Source organism: Pantoea agglomerans NBRC 102470, assembly GCF_001598475.1.
In the GTDB taxonomy this organism is placed as follows: Bacteria; Pseudomonadota; Gammaproteobacteria; order Enterobacterales; family Enterobacteriaceae; genus Pantoea; species Pantoea agglomerans.
In genome coordinates, this window is sequence record NZ_BCZA01000001.1 from 376,190 (window position 1) to 394,545 (window position 18,356).

Genomic DNA, 18,356 nt, shown 5'->3' on the forward strand with positions numbered 1-18,356 from the left:
GAAAGGGCATGACACAGAAAGTCGTGAGTATTGGCGATATCAAAGTTGCAAACGATCTGCCATTTGTACTGTTTGGCGGGATGAACGTTCTGGAGTCGCGCGACCTGGCGATGCGCATCTGCGAACACTACGTTACCGTCACCAGTAAGCTTGGTATTCCTTACGTATTCAAAGCGTCATTTGATAAAGCGAACCGCTCCTCTATTCACTCCTATCGTGGCCCTGGCCTGGAAGAGGGGATGAAGATTTTCCAGGAGCTGAAACAGGCTTTCGGCGTCAAAATTATCACGGATGTGCATGAAGCGTCCCAGGCGCAGCCGGTCTCTGAAGTGGTTGATGTGATCCAGCTGCCCGCGTTCCTGGCGCGTCAGACTGACCTGGTGGAAGCGATGGCGAAAACCGGCGCGGTGATCAACGTCAAGAAGCCCCAGTTCGTCAGCCCGGGTCAGATGGGCAACATCGTTGATAAGTTCGCTGAAGGTGGCAACGAGCAGGTCATCCTGTGCGATCGCGGCAGCAATTTCGGCTACGACAATCTGGTTGTCGACATGCTCGGCTTTAACGTGATGAAGAAAGTCACCAAAAACAGCCCGGTGATTTTCGATGTCACCCATGCGCTGCAGACGCGCGATCCGTTTGGCGCAGCATCAGGCGGTCGTCGTGCTCAGGTGGCTGAGCTGGCGCGTGCCGGTATGGCGGTTGGCATTGCCGGTCTGTTTATCGAAGCGCACCCGGATCCTGAACACGCCCTGTGTGACGGCCCATCCGCGTTGCCGCTGGATAAGCTGGAGCCATTCCTGGTGCAGATGAAAGCGATTGACGATCTGGTGAAAAGCTTCCCGGAACTCGATACCAGCAAATAAATTTGCAGTAAAAAAGAGCACTGAGTCGCTTAATATGATGGTGGGAAAGTGCTGCTGGATTCGCTGTGAAATCGAGCCAGTTCAGAGAACAGGGGCAGATCGAAAAGACGCTAAAGCCATCCATGGCCGCTCGGCCCGCGCCGTCCCTGGCGCGGGACGCTTTTCTCCTCTGCCCCTGTTCCCTTCACGTCGAGTTCATCTGTTGCTGCCAGATGTATTCTGACCTGGGTTTTCAACGACAAAAAAAGAGCGATTAATCGCTCTTTTTTTTCGCCTGAAGACGAGTGACGTTACAGCATGATGGTCATCAGATAACCGATAAACAACGCCAGATGCGCGGCTCCATTCAGTACGTTTGTGCGTCCGGTCGAGAAGGAGAGCTGACAGAGAATCAGCGACGCCATCATAATCACCATCTGCGGCGGCTCCAGACCAAATATCAGCTCCTGTCCGGTCAGGGTGGCGATAATGGTTACTGCCGGTACTGTGAGTGAGATGGTCGCCAGCACCGAACCAAAGAAGAGGTTCATGGCGCGCTGCACCTGATTCATCAGCACGGCCCTGATCGCCCCCAGGCCTTCCGGTGAGAGGATCAGCAGGGCCACCAGGAAACCGGTAAACTGTGCCGGTGCATTCAGATCCGTCAGCAGGCTTTCCAGCGTATTAGCATTCATCTTGGTCACGGCAATGACCGCAATCAGATGCACGATCAGCCAGCTGGTATGCCAGAAGCTGCTGTGGGCAGACGGTTTGCCATGATGCGGGTCGCCATCATCGCTCTCATCTTCATGCTCATAGACAAACAGGCTCTGGTGGGTTTTGGTCTGAATCAGCAGGAACACGCCATACATCGCCGCTGAAATCGCCGCGATCAGCAGTGCCTGAGTGACAGAGAAATTACCGCCCGGCAGTGCGTTGGGAAACACCAGTACCAGAATCGCCAGGGGAAAGATAGCGATCAGATATTGCTTCACGCCCGCCAGATTCACGTATTGCGTCGCAAACTTATTACCGCCCAGCAGCAGCGCAAAGCCAACCAGTCCACCGGTTACAATCATCACGATCGAATAGAGCGTATCGCGCATCAGCCCGGGTGCGGCATCGCCGGTCGCCATCAGCGCCGAGATCAGGCTCACCTCCAGAATCACCACGGACAGACTCAGGATCAGAGAGCCATAGGGCTCGCCCAGCCGGTGCGCCAGCACGTCGGCATGTCGTACAACGCTAAAGGCGCTGCTCAGAATGGCAACCAGCGCCACTAAGTTGATACCGATTACAATCGGAAATGATGTGGTTGCACCAAAAAAATAGAGTATACCCAGCGTGATAAGGGGAAGTATCAGCGAGAATTCCTTGTGACGTGTTTTTTCATGTGAAGGCATTCACCATCCTCTCTGGTTAATGATTATCCGGACACAGCGAGTGCTGCTGTTAGAAATATAATCAGTTTTAGGGCAGGGCGCAGTTTATCTTTTCACCGGTCCGAACGGGAAAAATTTACTGCTTTTTACTTAAATGCAATAAATGGTCGAAGCAGTATTAACCTGAAGTTATCTCAAATATTGCAATATTAATCAGGCCACAACAATTTCGCTTTACCCACCTATCTGACCGTCAAACGCCGGAAAATCTGCTTATCATTGTAACTTGTGTCGCCTGTTTATGGTTTTTAATTTGAAGTGCAGATAAGTGGCTGTTTGTATTTTTGTCCTGTTGCGCCAGGCTTAACAGGAATCTATAAACTGAGGAGCCGTTATGCCTTACTCTAAACGAACCGACTTACCTGACAACGTAAAACACGTGCTTCCCGCGCATGCGCAGGATATCTATCAGCAGGCATTTAACAGCGCGTGGGAAGAATATAAAGAGGCTAAGGATCGACGGGGCGATGATTCGAGGGAAGAGGTGGCGCACAAAGTCGCCTGGGCAGCCGTGAAGAAAGAGTATGAGAAAGGTGATGACGATAAGTGGCATCCTAAACGTTAATGCCGTCGCTAGCCTGTTCACGCCAAAGGGCCAGGATTATCTGGCCCTTTTTTTCATCTTCGCTATAGGGTTTATCTGGTTTTTTTTAACCTGCGACCGGAATCACGCTTGTAACCCCGCGCGGAAATAGATTAATGTCAATTTGATGAACGAAACGCAGCGCCGTTTTGGAGATCATGTTACAGGAGCCATTCTGCAGGACGCCGTTGACGTTGAGGAGGTCGCATTGCTTACCCGGGAATTTCTATTAAAAGCGGATTGTAAAACGTCGTTCGGGGATATCGAAGAGGCGTTGCTCTGGAGTTGCGAGCAGCGCGCGGCCTCGCTGGCAGCCACGCTGGCCTGTCGTCCCGATCACAGCCCGGTATGGATCTTTGGTTACGGCTCGCTGATGTGGAACCCGATTTTTGAGGCGGATGAAGTGGCGTCCGGTTCGCTGGAGGGCTGGCATCGTGCTTTCTGCCTGCGGCTGATTGCCGGACGTGGCACCGCCACGCATCCCGGCCGCATGCTGGCGCTGAAGCAGGGCGGCAGAACCACGGGTCTGGCGTTTCGTCTGCCGGAAGAGCGGCTGCATGAAGAGCTGGCGCTGCTGTGGAAGCGTGAGATGATCACCGGCTGCTATCTTCCAACCTGGTGTGAATTACAGCTGGAGGATGGTCGCAGCGTCACTGCGCTGACCTTTATTATGGATCCGCGTCATCCGCTGTATGAATCGGACTCCTGCCCGGAGGCGATTGCGCCATTAATCGCCGCGGCCAGTGGCCCGCTCGGCTCGAATGCGCAATATCTGTTTGCTCTGGAAGAGGAGCTGACCCGGCGCGGCATGGAGGAGGAGAGTCTGAGCCGGCTGGCCCATCAGGTGCGGACACTGCAGCAAGCCTGTCTGAAGCAGGCCTGAACCGGGGCATAAGCAGAGTAAAAGGGCGCGACAATGTCGCGCCCTTTTACGATCCGGCTGCGGATTACCGGGCTTAGTTACCCGGATTAATCAGCCAGGTGCCGGGCTTATCGATGGTCAGGGATTGTGTGTGCGTCTCACTGCCATTCTTAACGTCAATTTTGTACTGTCCCGCCGCCAGATTCAGCGCGGCAAATCCGCTGCTGCCCGGTTTTACCTCAACCGGCTGTCCGTTAAGCACCACGCTTTCACCGCTCTCCAGCTTAAGATAGACGGTCGCCAGCGCGGCCGGAACGGCAGCGGCTGACGGAATCGATGCGGGCGCCTGCGTCATGGCTGAGCTATTGTTAACCACTTCCGGTGTGGCACTGTGGCGATTCGCCAGCCAGATGGCGACAATCACTGCCAGAATAGCCACGGCAGCCAGACCCAGCAATCCAGGCGACAGTTTACGCACCGTGCGCGGCGTCACCGGCTCGGCGGACGCGGCGGCATGATTCATTGCCATCACCACCGGCGCAGCAGCCTCAACCGGCTCCTCGACAGGCAGACCAGGCGACTCGCCCGGCACCGGGAAGCTGTTTACCACCGCTTCCACATCACTGACCGGCAGATCAATCAACGCGGCAAAGGCATCAATCGTTTGTGGGCGATCGCCTGGCTTCATTGCCAGCGCGCAGTCAATGGCATGCAGCAGCGGCAGTGAGTAGCCTTCTGGCTGGCGTTCCACCAGCGGCTGATAATTATCTTCAATGCAGCGCACCACGCTGACCGGCGGCGGATTACCGGTAATCAGGTTATGCAGCACCGCGCCCAGGGCGTAGATATCGGTCCACGGCCCCTGTTCAACTTCACCCTCTTCGCTGTATTGCTCAATTGGCGCAAAGCCAGGTTTAAGCATGATTTCCGTTTCGTCAGAGAGGTTGCCAATCTCTTTACGCGCCGAGCCAAAATCGAGCAGAACCGGCAGCTGGTTCTCCTGAATCTGAATATTGTCGAGCGAGATATCGCGATGCAGATAGCCGGCCTGATGGATGGTGCTGATGGCACCCAGCAGTGGTGGCAGCAGGCGGCGGATCCAGGCTTCAGTGATCGACGCCGGGCTGGTTACCTGCCACTCTTTCAGCGTCATACCGCTGTAGTAGAGCGTGCCCATATAGGCTGTGCCGTTCTGCTCCCAGAAGCGCAGCACGTGCAGCAGTCCCGGATGATTAAAGCGAGCCAGCAGACGCGCTTCCTGAATAAAGCTGGTGAGCCCGGCATTAAACAGCTTCTGGAAACGCTCACCGCGCAGCTCCAGCGTTAAATCGGCGGCACGGACTGCCAGCGACACCGGCATGTACTCTTTGATTGCAATAGTGCGTTCAAGCTGGTGATCCCACGCGCGATAGACGATGCCGAAGCCGCCGCCTCCGATCACTTCCTTGATCTCAAACTCATTGAAACGGTATCCGTCAGGCAGGGCATTCGGAACGGTTTTCGGATTATCATTTGCCGACATAGTGAACTCTCTGTACACGGCCTGCTCGCCAGGCTGCGCGGTAATTAATTGATGTTACGCCAGGCACCAATGGCAGGATCAACCAGATCCGCGTGCAGGGTGTCGATGAGTAACACATTCACTTTTTGCTGTGGCATGAAATAGGGCGCCCAGTGGCTGCGCAACGTATCAACTCGCGATTTCACAGCGTCAGCATCCTGCTGCGCAGCATTCTTATCCATCTTTATCAACAGGGCACCATTGAAGCGCCAGACATGTTGTTTGGCATCAAAGGGCAGCACCAGCCAGCTATCATTCGCATCCGGGCGTGTCACAATCATGCGCTGATTGTTCGCGGCGATAACCTCCAGCTTGCTGTCCGGGATCGTCAGATTGGCGATGGGATAGCCCTGATAAAAGGTGACTGCCACCGGCGTTGGGTGGTCAGGGGTCGCCAGCATCAGCTCACTTTTGCCTTCTGCCCAGCCATCCGGTGAGCACTGCTGCTTGCTGACATCCGGGATAAACAGGGTCTGGGCATTTTCATCCCAGGCGGTGCGAAAATGGCAGCCGCTGGGGAGATCAAAATGTTGCAGCGGCGTGCTGTTGGCGGGCCGAGACAGGTCAAGCGGTGCAGCATTACTCTCACTGGCGCTGGCGGTGGCATCTGCCATCACGATAGGACGCCAGTTCTGCAGCTTACTGGCGCTGCCGCTGGCCAGTACGCCACCCTCTTTACTGGTCATCTGCCAGGGCAGCTCGTCCAGTAATCCGCACTGATTAGCGAGCAGGGTGCCGACGCGCGGTAAAAAGGTGGTCAGCACCGCCGAATCCTTACTTTTGCCGGAGACGATGCGCAGTGGCAGCGTCTCTTTGCACCAGTCGTCAGGCGCTTTACTCACCACATTATCGATATAGACCTCCAGCGCCAGGCTGGGGGAGTAGACAACCCGATAATTTTCAGCCTGGGCGTGAAAGGCAATCAGCAGGGTGATGATGCCGGGCAACCACAGTTTCATAAGGATCCTTGGAATCAAAAACGAGGCGGCAGAAAGCGCGCCGAATCAGCCAGTGAATAGAGCAGCGTTGCCTCCTCCGGCTCACCAATCCAGACCGCCAGTGCGCTGAGATTATCTTTCTTAACGTTGCGACTTACCGCCTGTTCCATCAGAGCCAGCCACTCTTCGCAGGCATTCACCATGCGCAGCGCCTGTTCCATTTCATGACTGGCCAGATTCAGCCAGAAGCCATCGGTGCAGACCAGAAACGCGTCGCCATCCTCCAGCGCAATCTCCTGCGAAAAGCTCACTAAGCGAGGCGGTTCAGCGCCGAGCGCATTATAGAGTAAATTACTGTTAATGCCGGTATTTTCATAGCCCGCTTCTTTCAGCTGCTGGGCGAGACTGTGATCGCGAGTGACCTCATGAAGCACGCCGCGGCGGAAGTGGTAAACCCGGCTGTCACCGGCATGCGCCCACCATGCGCGCTGTTTTTCGCGGTCGATAAACAGGGCCGCCAGCGTGGTGCTCATGCGGGAATATTTCGGATTTTTACCCTGTGCCTCATGCAGCGCTAAGCGGCACTGTTCAATCGCCTGATGGGTTATCTCCGGCGTCAGATCGGCGTGCGCCTGTAACTGGCTCAGCAGGGTGTCACGCACCAGCTGCGCCGCCATCTCGCCGCCGGGCAGACCGGCCACGCCATCGCAGACCACAAAACAGGCTTTACGCTCATCCAGCTCTGCGCCGGTGCGATCCTGATTCTCATCGCGTAGCCCTTGCTGGCAGCGGCTGGCAAAAACGATTTTCATGGTTCATCTACCCGCGTCTGAGAGTCCTTATACTGATTCACCTCCATGTCATAGGCATGGAGAAAGGCCTCGCCAAACAGCGTATGGAAATCATCTTCGATCTCTCCGGCCGTACGCTGATAATTACGGGTGAAGTAGTCCCACAGCGCCGCCTTCTTCATGGCGGAAAAGGGCATTTTTGACACCACGCCGTCGGCACGCGCCTGCTCCTCCAGCCGCTGCGGATTAAAGGATTGCAGCATCGCCGCAATAATGGCGCGGATACCGGCAATCATCCCCAGCTGGTGGGCCTGCAAATCGACCAGGGCATCGCGTACCGCCTGTTCCGGCGGCATAAACCCGGGCATCTGGCTCTGGTACATCTGCATCAGCACGGTTTTGCCGGAGGGCAGGATCTTGAACGGGTTGTTGGCCTCATTCAGGATCATCGTCATGTCCGCTTTGACACCACGCTTGAGAATGGATCGCGAAGAGAGCAGCGCGACGGTGCCCTGGGAAAAGAGGCTCAGCATCCGGCCAGTAATGCGCATCTGCTCTTCATCCACCGGCGTGGCGTGACCGTTGCTCAGCCCCATCCCCTCCAGCAGTGCGGCGATCAGCCGATCCTGATCCACCGGCTGCGCCGTCAGCGCCCGACGCGGTTCGCTGGCCTGGGGGTCGATAGCCAGTCGCGCATCGTTGTGGCGCTCGTGGCGTGAGGGCGTGACCTCACTGACCAGCAGCCGGTCCTCAACCTCATGATGTTCGTGAATGCCCAGCGGATTCGCGGGCTGAGCGCTGTCGCCAGCAAACAGCGCCAGCGGATCGCTCTGCGTGTCGTGGCAGGCGGGGTCTCGTACTTCCAGCGCATAGTCACCGATGCGCAGCGCATCGCCATGCTTCAGCACGACCTGCATGCCGCGACCCAGGGTAATGCCGTTATGCTCCACCGGGGTCACGCTGCCCTGGTTCGTCAGACGGCACTCTCCGTCATGCGACAGGTGAACCAGCGCCTGCAGACGCGAAATGGCCCGAGTCTCATCTGGCAGCACCAGATCGTTGTCCTGACTGCGGCCAATGGTACCGCCAGGCGGTTGAAACGCGACGCTTCTGACCGGAACATCCGTAGTGCATTGCACAATGGTAAATTGCATGAGTTATCCCAGATTGAACGGCAAACGCTTCCGGCCTCACTCGAACATCGGAGGATAGAGGCCATTACGTCCCGGCTGTGAACCTGCCGCCGGGTTAAACAGTAACGAAAACAGTTGCGCGGTGAGGTTGCCGCTGTGCTTGTGGGTCGCGTGGGCAAAACCATCACTGCGGTTACTCCACCAGTAGCTCATATGCTGCTGAGGGTCGAAACGTTCAGCCACTTCACGCCAGCTCAGCGTGCAGGGCAGATCCTGAAAACCGATCACATCCATGATTTCAGATGGCTTCCTGGCCGGCACCAGCAGCGGTGGCAAAGCCTGTATCTGCTGCTCTAACTGCTCGCCGTTCAGCGGTGTCTGAACCGCCCGTAACAGTGTCGCGCCCAGATCCTGAAACCAGTCACCGGAAATGGTCAGCTGAGCAGGATGCCACTGAGCCAGCGTGAAGCTGTGCAGGGCCAGCAGCGGCCAGGCGCGTCCGACGCGGTCACAGGAGGGCAGCAGACAGCCCATCTGTATCTGCGGCCGGGTCGCGGTAACCGGCAGCACAAAGTTCCACACCGGCGCGTGGAGAAAGTCCGCGCTGTAGGAATACGCCTGCTGATGCCAGTGCATTAATCCCTGCTGGAACCAGTGATTCCACGGGCTAATCTGTTGCTCGCTCAGTCGATGGTGCAGAAAGTCACCGGTCGACGGCAGCTTGCCATACCAGCCGGGGGCCGTATAAGCAGCCATGTTCACCTCACCATTACTCGCTATGCGAGTTTGATTGCGGGGCCGGGTGCCGCGGCGCTACCGCCAGCATGCCGCCCGCCTGGTCCGCAATTTTCAGATTCTCTGCAAGCTTGCGCATCATCAGTGCATTATCACGTGCATAAGGCGACGACTGAATCTGCTGATCCAGCAGCTGGCTCAGGTGCCAGTCAAGCTGCTGCAGGTCGCGGGCGCTTACCGTATTGGGCAGGGAGCGCTGTAAATTTTGCAGCAGCCAGGCCCGTAAAAACTCGCCATCATAATTACGCGGTTGATAGAGCATCTGATAGGCGCGCAGCGCATTGCGGCTGTAGGCGTTATCATCACCCGGGTCGTTGCGCAGGATATTCGTGATCTGCTGCGCCACACGCGGCAGCAACAAAGACTTAAGCGCATTTTGATAAAGCACCCAGGCGGCATCGCTAATCTGATTACCCCGGTATAAGCCCGCCCGCATAGTAAGCGGCGGATTATCGAGGGAAAAGCGCGCCGAGAGCGGCAACTTCACCAGGTTATTCAGAAAGGGTAGCAGATCAAAAATATTATCAGCAGGCTGATGAATCACCTGCTGACTTTGCTCACGGATAAGTGGTACCCGTGCGGCAACCTGCTGCAGATACTGTTGATTCTGGTAGTAACTGATGCCCCACAGGCTGGAGGCGATCAGCAGGGCGCCTGCCAGCACGCCGTAGCCAATCCAGTGGAACAGCTGATTACGGTACTCCCAGCGGCGATTACTGCCGGCCAGGCCGCTCTCTTTGAATATCAGATCGCTGAGCAGGTCACGAATAAAGAAGCTCTGGCCTTTGTTGCCGGGAATCGGACTGTTGCGATTAACGCTGTCCCAGGCCGCGATCGAGTGATCGCCCGCCTGACGTAACTGCAGTTTGCGGCTCAGTTCACCCATCACCCGATCAAACGGCAGGCCTTCCTGGGTGCCGCTGGTGAAGAAGAGGCCGCGCGGGCTCCAGGCGACCGCATCCTGATGGTCAGAAAAAACGATATCCAGATATTCGTTCAGCAGTGGACGCAGCGAGGCGAACTCCTGCGGGAAGAGGAAGCACTCAGCGCGCTCGTTCAGGTCGCGCTCATGGGTCATCTGCTCCGCCAGTTGTTGCTGGAGCTGCTGTTCCAGCCGCTGAAACTGCTGGCCAAAATGGCGATGCCAGTCATCTTTGTGCGGCTTGCCCAGCTCCCAGTTGAACGTGAAGCCCCAGATAGCGTCACGCCGCGCTTTATCAATCGAGCCGAAGTAGCTCATAAAGCCTTTCAGCAGATCGGTTTTGGTGACCATCACATAAACCGGGAAGTGAATACCGGTCTGCTGATGCAATTCTGCCATGCGCTCACGCAGCGCGCTGGCCTGGGCGAAACGCGCCTCGGCTGAGTCACTCAGCAGATCGGCGACGCTGATGGTCATGATCACACCGTTAATCGGCTGGCGGGTACGATAGCGTTTCAGCAGGTTGATAAAGCTGTGCCATTCCGCGGCATCTCGCACGCGCTGGCTCTCCTGCAACGCATAACGACCGGCGGTATCAATCAGCACCGCGCTGTCAGTAAACCACCAGTCACAGTTGCGGGTGCCCCCGACGCCGCGGACCGCATTTTTGCCCAGCGTATCGGTCAGCGGGAAATCGAGGCCGGCATTAAACAGCGCGGTGGTTTTACCGGCGCCGGGCGCACCCATGACCAGGTACCAGGGCAGCTGATAGAGATAATTAGCGTTAAAGCGTGAGAGCAGGTTCCCGCTGTGACGACGGCCAAACTGAGTGCGTTTCAGCTGCATCGCAGCTTCGCTGAAGCGCTGGTTGAGCCGCTCTTCGGTCATCTGACGTTCCGCCGGGTCGTCGTTGCCCGACAGCTGAAGCTGGGTCAGTAAACGGCTGTTGAACCAGGCACGATAGAGCGACGGGATCAGCTGGAACAGGATCCAGAGAAAATAGAGGGCGCTCACGGTGAGCTGGCGAGGCACCACGGGTTCCAGTGGGCGCGATTCGCCCCATGACCAGAACGGCCCCAGCATCCAGACCAGACAGCTCAGCGCCGTGACGCCAATAAAGCTCCACAGCAGGCGATGCGTTAGCAGCAGGCGAAGGGAGGCGCGCATTATTGTGCTCCTTGATGATTACTGAGCGTTTCAGGCGCGGCAAACAGGGTGATTTCAACGCGGCGGTTGCGGGTCCGGTTTTCGCTGCTGTCGTTGGGCAGCAGCGGATCGCTGTCGCCGCGACCTTCAGAGCGAACCGTATGCCCGTCAGCCAGTTGCAGTTGTAACAACTGGGTGATGGCGCGGGCGCGGGCAAATGAGAACTCATAGCTGGAGGCAAAGCGGCTGTTATCCACCGGATGATCATCGGTAAACACCGACACCAGAATGGTCCCTTTGACATCTTTCATCGCGGTTGAGACGCGGGCCAGCAAGGCGCGCCCGACCGGATTGATCACCGTGCCCTGTTCGGCGAACAGTTTGTCCGCGGGGATGATCACTTTGCTGCCAAAGGCACCATCGCTGACCTCAAGCTGCCCGGCTGCAATCACATCATTCAGGCGCTGACGCAGATCGAGCAGCGCCTGCGGGGAAGAGGGACGACGGCCCGCGGTAATCTGCGGCAGCGGCGTCTGATAGATGGTACGCAGCAGCGGTTCGGCGGCATTACCGAGACGCCAGTTCAGGCCGCTGTAGATCAGGCAGCCGATCAGCGCGACCAGCATGGCACAGGCCCAGAGCGGCACCATCGGGCGGGCGAGGGTGCTAACCAGCGGATGCACTTCAACCAGTGGCGGTTGCGCTGTCTGGCGCTGGGCACGCGTTTCGTCAATCAGGGTTTTCAGGCGTTTACGGATACCATCGCACTGGGCGCGACCATTTTCACTGCCGCGATAGCGGCCTTCATAGCCCAGCAGCAGACAGTATTGCACCACTTCCAGCAGCCAGAGGTGTTGTTGCGGGCTTTGTGAAATGCGCGACAGCAGTTGAAAGAATTTCTCGCCGCCCCAGCTTTCATTATGGAAGGTCACCAGCATGCCATTGCCAGACCAGACGCCGCGCGTGCCCCAGGGGGTTTGCGCTGCCGCTTCATCGAGCGCGCTGCAGATGCAGTAACGCGCGCCGATAATCATCTCAAACGGCAGCCCTGCCTGTTTACAGCGTTGTTCAAACTGGCGGATTTCATCGATCAGAGACTGGCGCAGACCCGCAGGGTCATCATGGGTGGCTGCCTGACGAATTTGCACCACCGCGTTCAGCAGTGGCGCCGCAGCCTGAAGTAAGAGATTCTCATTGCCTGAGGGGGTCGCCTCACGCGCAGGGGATTCCACAGTCATTAATTCGTGATCTTCCAGCCAATGGCAAATCCCTGTACCCGCAGCCCGGGACGGTTCTGCGGGCAATATGCGCCGGATTTCATATTCAGTCTAAGATCCAGGTCGCGGTATCGTTAGTCCGGCAGGCTTTGCTGGCGCCGCCGACGGCCACACAGACCTGTTTCGTTTTGCGGGGACGGGGACGATCGCTCTGCACGGTGGCATCGTAACGGCTGCTCTCTACACCCGCTTTTAACGGCACATAACCGATCAGTGGGCCGTCAGCCTGGTCAGCAATCGCCAGCCAGCTGTGTTCCACATTACCTAATACTTCGAACGGTTTACCCGTTTCGAGATAGCGAACCACTTTGCCGCCGTAATCAGGCGAGGTCATGACGGATGCGCCATAAAGCGCCCGCCAGGTCTGATTGACCGGCTCAAATTCAGTCGGTGCCGCGACAGCGTGTCGATGGACCAGTTTGACGCCGTTAATTTCGCTGGTGACCAGCGTATCGTCAGTGACGGGCGGCGGCGGGGCCTTACAGCCTGCCAGGGTAAGAACCGCCAGCAGCGTTAACGCAAGACTCTTTTTCACCATGTTCCTCGTGATCTCATCAAAGTATCTGCATATTGCCAGGCCCGATGCCATGGGGCGATCTTTATCGCGCCGCATCGTGCCGAAATTCTGTTTTTAAAAAAAGGGTCAGATTACATCGGGATAGTAACGCATTCAGTTTACCTAAGACTTTTGAGAATTCAAACCATTGCACCCGCTGCTGATGCGTGATAGCAGGCGCTTTACGGGCGGGTTTCGGTATAAGAAAAGCGCCAGGTAATAGGATAGTTAAAGCGAACTGAATTATCGCAGAGACAAACTGGTTGAGAACAGTGCCGCGCATTCTGACATGCAATGGATTTGATTGGAAACTATTAAGCTTTTCTAATGGTTTGTTGCTGATAAATTTTATACGTTCAGGGAAAGAATATAATCAAAATCAGAATTAACGCGTCCGTTTTGGCGCACTTTTTCCGGAAAGCGGCACGCCTTTTGCTTCAAAAAGTTTTAAAGGGAATGAGGGGTTTAATAAGTCACGCGCAAGCCTGGCCGGGGAGCAAAATCTGGCCGGGGAAGAGCGTGGCGTTGGTGTGGGTCGGAAGAGGGTGTGGTGAGATGATGACGGTGAGTCGGTGAGTCGGTGAGACGCTGAGACGCTGAGACGGTGCGGCGTGCAGGAAAGGCCTGCCTGACCGCAAAGGGATCCCGCATCCCTGCGGACTGGGCTCGCCATCCCTGGCTCGCACACTTTGCTCTTCATGCAGGCCTTACCTGCACTGTTGGCATTGGTGCGGGTTTTTCGGGATCAGGTCTGGATTGAGTGCGGTTGATGAGAATGGAAGTGCCCGAGCAGGACGAAAAGAGCAGTGCAGTGTGGGAAGGCAGGCTGGGGTTGGCAAGACGGTGCGGCGTGCAGGAAAGGCCTGCCTGACCGCAAAGGGATCCCGCATCCCTGCGGACTGGGCTCGCCATCCCTGGCTCGCACACTTTGCTCTTCAGGCAGGCCTTACCTGCACTATTGGCATTGGTGCGGGGTTTTGCGGGATCAGGTCTGGATTGAGTGGGCGTATGTCTTGGTGGTAAGGCTGGCATCGGTGCGTTCTGTTAAGGAAAGGGGCAACTAATCCTGACAATGATGATTAAGCGTCTGGCGGGGTTAAAGCTCCTCCCACGCAGGCAGGTTATGAACTTTTTTTCGATGTGCGTGAAACAGTGCCATTGTCGTACCGAAGAACAGACCTGCGATCAGATTGGGTATCAGCGAATAGTTGTCGTCAGACACGCCCGGAAGAGAAGGCAATAAGAGCAGCAGTGGCATCATCAGCGTGTACATGCTGGCAAACACCACAAGATTGAGCCAGAAAGGAGTGAAACTCGGGGGTGGAAGATGGATATTCATTTTCCATAACAAACGATGTAATGGCGGAGCAGAGTGACTCGGCCACATTTCCTTCGCTGCCATCAGGGCTAAAGCCCGCGCTTTCCTGCGCTCGAAAATCTCGTTTTTCATCGTTTTATCATCCGTTACATCCCTGCTTAGCATTCGCTCTGGAGCGTAACTTAATCCTGTGGCTGTCTGATGACAGCAAGTGGCTGAATCGATGTTGTTTCGACAGGCATGACATCGCCCGCTTCAGAGGCAGCGGGAACACGAGGACCTGGACGGCGCTTGATTTAGAGGCATTTGCCTGCGGAGAACTGATGTTGCTTACGGGGTGCGCTATGCGTCTTTTTAGCGTGAGAATGGGCGCAGAGGGCGGATAAGGGTGACACGGACCATCACCTGCAGAATGTTGCACGGACTGACAGGCCCGTTATGTCTGATGATTAAGAGACCGCAGAGTCTATAAGCCAATGATAACTTTTATCTTAGCGCGAATTTGCTGAAGTTCGTTTGCGGAAACAACGCCTTTTTTGGTTGCTCCCCTGACTTTCCAGGCGATGCTTTTCACTTGATCGGATAAGGCGACGCTTTCTTTTTCAGCACTTATGGGGACTTCAAACGGATACCCCTTTGACAGGGTGGTGCAGGGGACACAGAGACACATGCCGGTCTTGTCATTGTAAGCAAACGGGCTAAGAACAATAGCGGGTCTGTGACCTGCCTGCTCACTGCCTTTGGTCGGATCAAAATCCACCCAGATGATATCTCCCGCATCAGGGACAAAACGGCTTACCATTTACCAAATCTCCTTCCCGACAGGTTCACCCCATTCGACTGGATCGTGCAGATTTTCCTCTGTCACGCCTTCAAGCAGTTCTTCAAGAGAGTAACCCACTTCCTGTTTGACAGGCTCGATAATGAGTTTCCCTTCAACTAAATCGATTTTAATTTCGTCATCAATATTAAGATTTAGTGCCTGCATCAATGTCGCCGGGATACGTATCGCCGGAGAGTTACCCCAGCGTTTAACCTTTCCATGAATCATTTAACTTGTCTCCAATACACAATGTAGATACATGCTAGCGCAATATACATTGTATACACAAGTGATGTGAGCCAGAGCTGTACGTATTAGCCTTTTTTGGCAGATGCAGCCCACAGGCCAGGTTAACCGCATATAAAGAAAGCGGGAGCGATGAGGTTACATCGCCCGCTTCAGCGGCAGCGGGGCCACCAGCACTTTCACGCCTAGCGCTTCAAACGCTTTGACCTGCGCAGTGCTGATGCCGCTGTCGGTGATCAGGTAGTGGATATTGCTCCAGTCACAGGGCAGCGCGAACATCGAAACCTTGTCGATTTTGCTGGAGTCAGCGACCACGTAAACCGTGCTGGCGGATTTGATCATCGCCAGCTTTACCTTGATGTCGGTTTCACTGGGGAAGCTCAGGCCCAGACGCGGTGAGATGCAGGCGGTCGCCAGGAAGAGTTTACCGGCCAGCACGTTTTCGAAGAAGCTGGCCGCCTTTTCGCCGGAGGTAGAGAGCGTCGGAAATTTAAAGGTACCGCCGGTCAGCAGGATGTTGATCCCCGGCTCGCCGCCCAGTTTCAGGGCGATATTCACCGCGGTTGTCACGACCGACAGGCGGCGGATGTGGCTGATGGCATCGGTGATCGCGGTGGTCGTGGTGCCGGAATCGAAAATCACCGTGTCGCCATTTTCGATATGCTGCGCCGCCAGTCGGCCAATCGCCTCTTTCTCTTCCAGATGTGTCTGCCGCTCCAGCAGCATCGCCCCGGTATTCTGTTTGCCCGTCATCAGCGTCGCGCCACCATGGTAGCGCTGCACAAAGCCCTGTTTTTGCAGCATGCGAAGGTCGCTGCGTAAGGTGGCTTCGGTCAGTCCAAAGGTCTCCGTCAAAGCTTTAACCGTGACCGTGCCATCCTCACGGATCATCTCCAGAATTTTCTCGCGGCGTTGCTGCATGTCAGCGAACTGCTCACTTTTGCTTTTCAATCGAAATGCTCCCTTTTCCAATAACCTGAGAAGTCGGGCGAACAAGGTCTTAGTGGCTGAGTTTAACGCGCCATTTTTATGAATGCGAGATAGCCTGATCTGCCTTTGGTTTTCGAACGAAAATATAAAATGTGCAGGTTATTGAATCTCTCACGCTTTCCGGATTGCAGCCAGCTGCCTTTATTCCGGGACTGGAAGCCAGATCACGTCTTTTCAATCAGATAAGCCGCTTTGCAGGTCAGATGGTCGAAATTTGATCTGCTCCACACAACATTTCTTTTCGATAGCTTATATTTTTGTTCGAAAATGAGTGAGTCAACGGCATCGGCAAAAATCTGAGGGGAAGAGTGGGATGAGTGGTGAATATGACGTAAACCTGCGCTACGGCGTGGATACCACAATGAATCTGGCTGGCAAAGTGGCCGTCGTGACCGGCGGGCTGGGCGGTATCGCGATGGCGACCAATGGCATGTTGCTGGAGAAGGGCGCGAGTCTGGCACTACTCTATCCGCCGTTTGAAGCAGAGAAGGTGGCCAGCCTGAGGGCAGATTTCCCCGTCGAGCGGGTGCAGTTTGTCTGCTGTGACGTTACCGAGCCCGCGTCGGTTGAACAGGCTTTTGACGATGTGGTTTCCCACTATGGCCGGATCGATATCCTGGTGAACTGCGCAGGCTACGTGATGCTGCAGCCGGTGATCGAGACCGATTTTGCCGAGTGGCAGAAGCAGATTGCGGTGAATCTCACCGGGCCTTTTCTCTGCTCACAGGCCGCCGCACGGCTGATGATCCGTGCCGGTGCGGGCGGCAAAATTATTAATATCGCCTCCCAGGCGGCATCCATCGCTATCGACAACCATGTCGCCTACACCTCAGCCAAAGCGGGCCTGCTGGGCATGACCAAAGTGATGGCCAAAGAGTTTGCCCCGCATCGCATCAACGTTAACACCCTGTCGCCCACCGTGGTGCTGACGCCGATGGGCGAAAAGGCCTGGCGCGGCGAGAAGGGCGAGCAGATGAAGAAACTGATTCCGCTCGGACGCTTTGCCTATACCGATGAGATCGCCGCTGCGGTGCTGTTTTTCGCCAGCAACGGCAGCGACATGATCACCGGCGCCGATTTGATGATCGATGGGGGCTTTACCATCTGGTAAGGCCAATCCAGCACCCGGGAATTCATACCCTGCCATAACGATAAGAGAGAACATCATGAAAAACCGTACTTTGCTGTGCACTGCCGTGGCTGCCTGTCTGGTTTCGCAGGCGGCGTTTGCCGCCGAAAAGGGCACCATTATGATTCTGGTTAACTCACTCGATAATCCCTACTACGCCTCCGAAGCCAAAGGCGCCAATCTCAAAGCACAGGAGCTGGGTTACAAAACGACGGTGCTGTCGCACGGCGAAGATGTGAAGAAACAGAGCGAACTAATCGACGCCGCTATCGGTAAAAAAGTGCAGGGTATCGTGCTGGATAACGCCGACTCCACCGCCAGCGTGGCGGCGATTAAAAAAGCCAAAGATGCCGGGATCCCGGTGGTGCTGATCAACCGCGAAATCCCGGTGGATGACGTGGCGCTGGCGCAGATCACCCACAACAACTTCCAGGCGGGTTCAGACGTTGCCAACGTCTTTGTTGAAAAGATGGGCGAAAAGGGCAAATACGCCGAACTCGCCTGTAACCTGGCGGATAACAACTGCGTGACACGCTCGAAATCGTTCCATCAGGTGCTGGATCAGTATCCTGATATGCAGAGCGTGGCGCGTCAGGATGCCAAAGGCACGCTGATCGACGGCAAGCGCATTATGGACAGCATCCTTCAGGCGCATCCGGATGTGAAAGGGGTGATCTGCGGTAACGGCCCGGTGGCGCTGGGCGCCATAGCCGCGCTGAAGGCGGCCGGTCGCAACGATGTCATCGTGGTGGGGATTGATGGCAGCAACGACGAACGCGATGCAGTGAAAGCGGGCACGCTGAAAGCCACGGTCATGTTGCAGGCGCAGGCGATTGCCGCTGAAGGGGTGACCGATCTCGATAACTTCATTCAGAAGGGCGTGAAGCCGGAAAAACAGCGGGTGATGTTCCGCGGCATTCTGATTACCCCGGAAAACGCTAAAGGTGTACAGGACTTTAACTACAAGTCGTAATTAAACGCTGTCGCGCCTGCGAAAGCGGG

The 18,356-nt window shown here is 56.0% G+C and carries 18 protein-coding genes; 5 read left to right on the plus strand and 13 right to left on the minus strand.

What is annotated here, in order from left to right; all coding sequences use genetic code 11:
- The first annotated feature begins 8 nt into the window (after positions 1–8).
- Positions 9–863, plus strand: coding sequence for a 3-deoxy-8-phosphooctulonate synthase (gene kdsA / locus PAG01S_RS01780; RefSeq protein WP_010669989.1), 855 nt, complete (start codon positions 9–11; stop codon positions 861–863).
- 290 nt (positions 864–1,153) lie between these two features.
- On the opposite strand, the gene chaA is transcribed toward kdsA, so the two are convergent.
- Complete coding sequence (chaA, locus tag PAG01S_RS01785; RefSeq protein WP_062757502.1) at positions 1,154–2,245, minus strand: sodium-potassium/proton antiporter ChaA; 1,092 nt, start codon at positions 2,243–2,245, stop codon at positions 1,154–1,156.
- 373 nt (positions 2,246–2,618) lie between these two features.
- Between chaA and chaB the strand changes: the two genes are divergently transcribed.
- Both chaB and PAG01S_RS01795 read left to right on the plus strand, forming a co-directional pair.
- A complete protein-coding gene (gene chaB, locus PAG01S_RS01790; RefSeq protein WP_010245846.1) occupies positions 2,619–2,849 on the plus strand; it encodes a putative cation transport regulator ChaB in 231 nt (76 codons plus the stop codon).
- 226 nt (positions 2,850–3,075) lie between these two features.
- Positions 3,076–3,750: a gamma-glutamylcyclotransferase gene (locus tag PAG01S_RS01795; RefSeq protein WP_164480396.1), complete on the plus strand. Its 675-nt coding sequence runs from the start codon at positions 3,076–3,078 to the stop codon at positions 3,748–3,750.
- 73 nt (positions 3,751–3,823) lie between these two features.
- Here PAG01S_RS01795 and PAG01S_RS01800 read toward each other — a convergent pair whose 3' ends face one another.
- The 12 genes from PAG01S_RS01800 to PAG01S_RS01855 all read right to left on the minus strand — a co-directional run bounded on the left by PAG01S_RS01800 (position 3,824) and on the right by PAG01S_RS01855 (position 16,186).
- Complete coding sequence (locus PAG01S_RS01800) at positions 3,824–5,251, minus strand: serine/threonine protein kinase (protein ID WP_062757503.1); 1,428 nt, start codon at positions 5,249–5,251, stop codon at positions 3,824–3,826.
- 44 nt (positions 5,252–5,295) lie between these two features.
- Positions 5,296–6,249 (minus strand): hypothetical protein, encoded by a 954-nt coding sequence (locus PAG01S_RS01805; RefSeq protein ID WP_010245838.1) that lies wholly within the window; start codon positions 6,247–6,249, stop codon positions 5,296–5,298.
- 14 nt (positions 6,250–6,263) lie between these two features.
- Positions 6,264–7,040 carry a PP2C family protein-serine/threonine phosphatase gene (locus PAG01S_RS01810; RefSeq protein ID WP_010669994.1) on the minus strand — a complete coding sequence of 259 codons (777 nt, stop codon included), beginning with the start codon at positions 7,038–7,040 and terminating at the stop codon, positions 6,264–6,266.
- On the minus strand, positions 7,037–8,173 hold the full coding sequence (gene tagH, locus PAG01S_RS01815; protein ID WP_010245831.1) for a type VI secretion system-associated FHA domain protein TagH: 1,137 nt from the start codon (positions 8,171–8,173) through the stop codon (positions 7,037–7,039). Before tagH ends, PAG01S_RS01810 begins: the two co-directional genes overlap by 4 nt.
- Before the next feature lie 36 nt (positions 8,174–8,209).
- Positions 8,210–8,908: a type VI secretion system-associated protein TagF gene (gene tagF / locus PAG01S_RS01820; protein WP_010245828.1), complete on the minus strand. Its 699-nt coding sequence runs from the start codon at positions 8,906–8,908 to the stop codon at positions 8,210–8,212.
- A 13-nt stretch (positions 8,909–8,921) separates the two neighbouring features.
- Entirely contained in the window at positions 8,922–11,036 is a 2,115-nt protein-coding gene (tssM, locus tag PAG01S_RS01825; protein ID WP_062757504.1) for a type VI secretion system membrane subunit TssM, read from the minus strand.
- Positions 11,036–12,253 carry a type IVB secretion system protein IcmH/DotU gene (icmH, locus tag PAG01S_RS01830; RefSeq protein WP_010669997.1) on the minus strand — a complete coding sequence of 406 codons (1,218 nt, stop codon included), beginning with the start codon at positions 12,251–12,253 and terminating at the stop codon, positions 11,036–11,038. Before icmH ends, tssM begins: the two co-directional genes overlap by 1 nt.
- An 85-nt stretch (positions 12,254–12,338) precedes the next feature.
- Positions 12,339–12,830: a hypothetical protein gene (locus tag PAG01S_RS01835; protein ID WP_010245819.1), complete on the minus strand. Its 492-nt coding sequence runs from the start codon at positions 12,828–12,830 to the stop codon at positions 12,339–12,341.
- Between the two features lie 1,114 nt (positions 12,831–13,944).
- On the minus strand, positions 13,945–14,298 hold the full coding sequence (locus tag PAG01S_RS01840; RefSeq protein ID WP_073970644.1) for a DUF6404 family protein: 354 nt from the start codon (positions 14,296–14,298) through the stop codon (positions 13,945–13,947).
- 334 nt (positions 14,299–14,632) lie between these two features.
- The gene (gene mazF / locus PAG01S_RS01845) at positions 14,633–14,968 is read right to left on the minus strand and encodes an endoribonuclease MazF (protein ID WP_062757507.1); all 336 of its coding nucleotides are present in this window, start codon (positions 14,966–14,968) and stop codon (positions 14,633–14,635) included.
- On the minus strand, positions 14,969–15,217 hold the full coding sequence (gene mazE, locus PAG01S_RS01850; protein ID WP_062757509.1) for a type II toxin-antitoxin system antitoxin MazE: 249 nt from the start codon (positions 15,215–15,217) through the stop codon (positions 14,969–14,971).
- A gap of 156 nt (positions 15,218–15,373) precedes the next feature.
- On the minus strand, positions 15,374–16,186 hold the full coding sequence (locus PAG01S_RS01855) for a DeoR/GlpR family DNA-binding transcription regulator (RefSeq protein WP_010245789.1): 813 nt from the start codon (positions 16,184–16,186) through the stop codon (positions 15,374–15,376).
- Between the two features lie 352 nt (positions 16,187–16,538).
- Here PAG01S_RS01855 and PAG01S_RS01860 point away from each other — a divergent pair, with 352 nt between their 5' ends.
- Together PAG01S_RS01860 and PAG01S_RS01865 are read left to right on the plus strand one after the other, a co-directional pair.
- Positions 16,539–17,336, plus strand: a complete 798-nt coding sequence (locus tag PAG01S_RS01860) for a GolD/DthD family dehydrogenase (RefSeq protein ID WP_062757511.1) — start codon at positions 16,539–16,541, stop codon at positions 17,334–17,336.
- Positions 17,337–17,391: 55 nt separating this feature from the next.
- A complete protein-coding gene (locus PAG01S_RS01865) occupies positions 17,392–18,327 on the plus strand; it encodes a D-ribose ABC transporter substrate-binding protein (RefSeq protein ID WP_010670004.1) in 936 nt (311 codons plus the stop codon).
- Positions 18,328–18,356 lie beyond the last annotated feature (29 nt).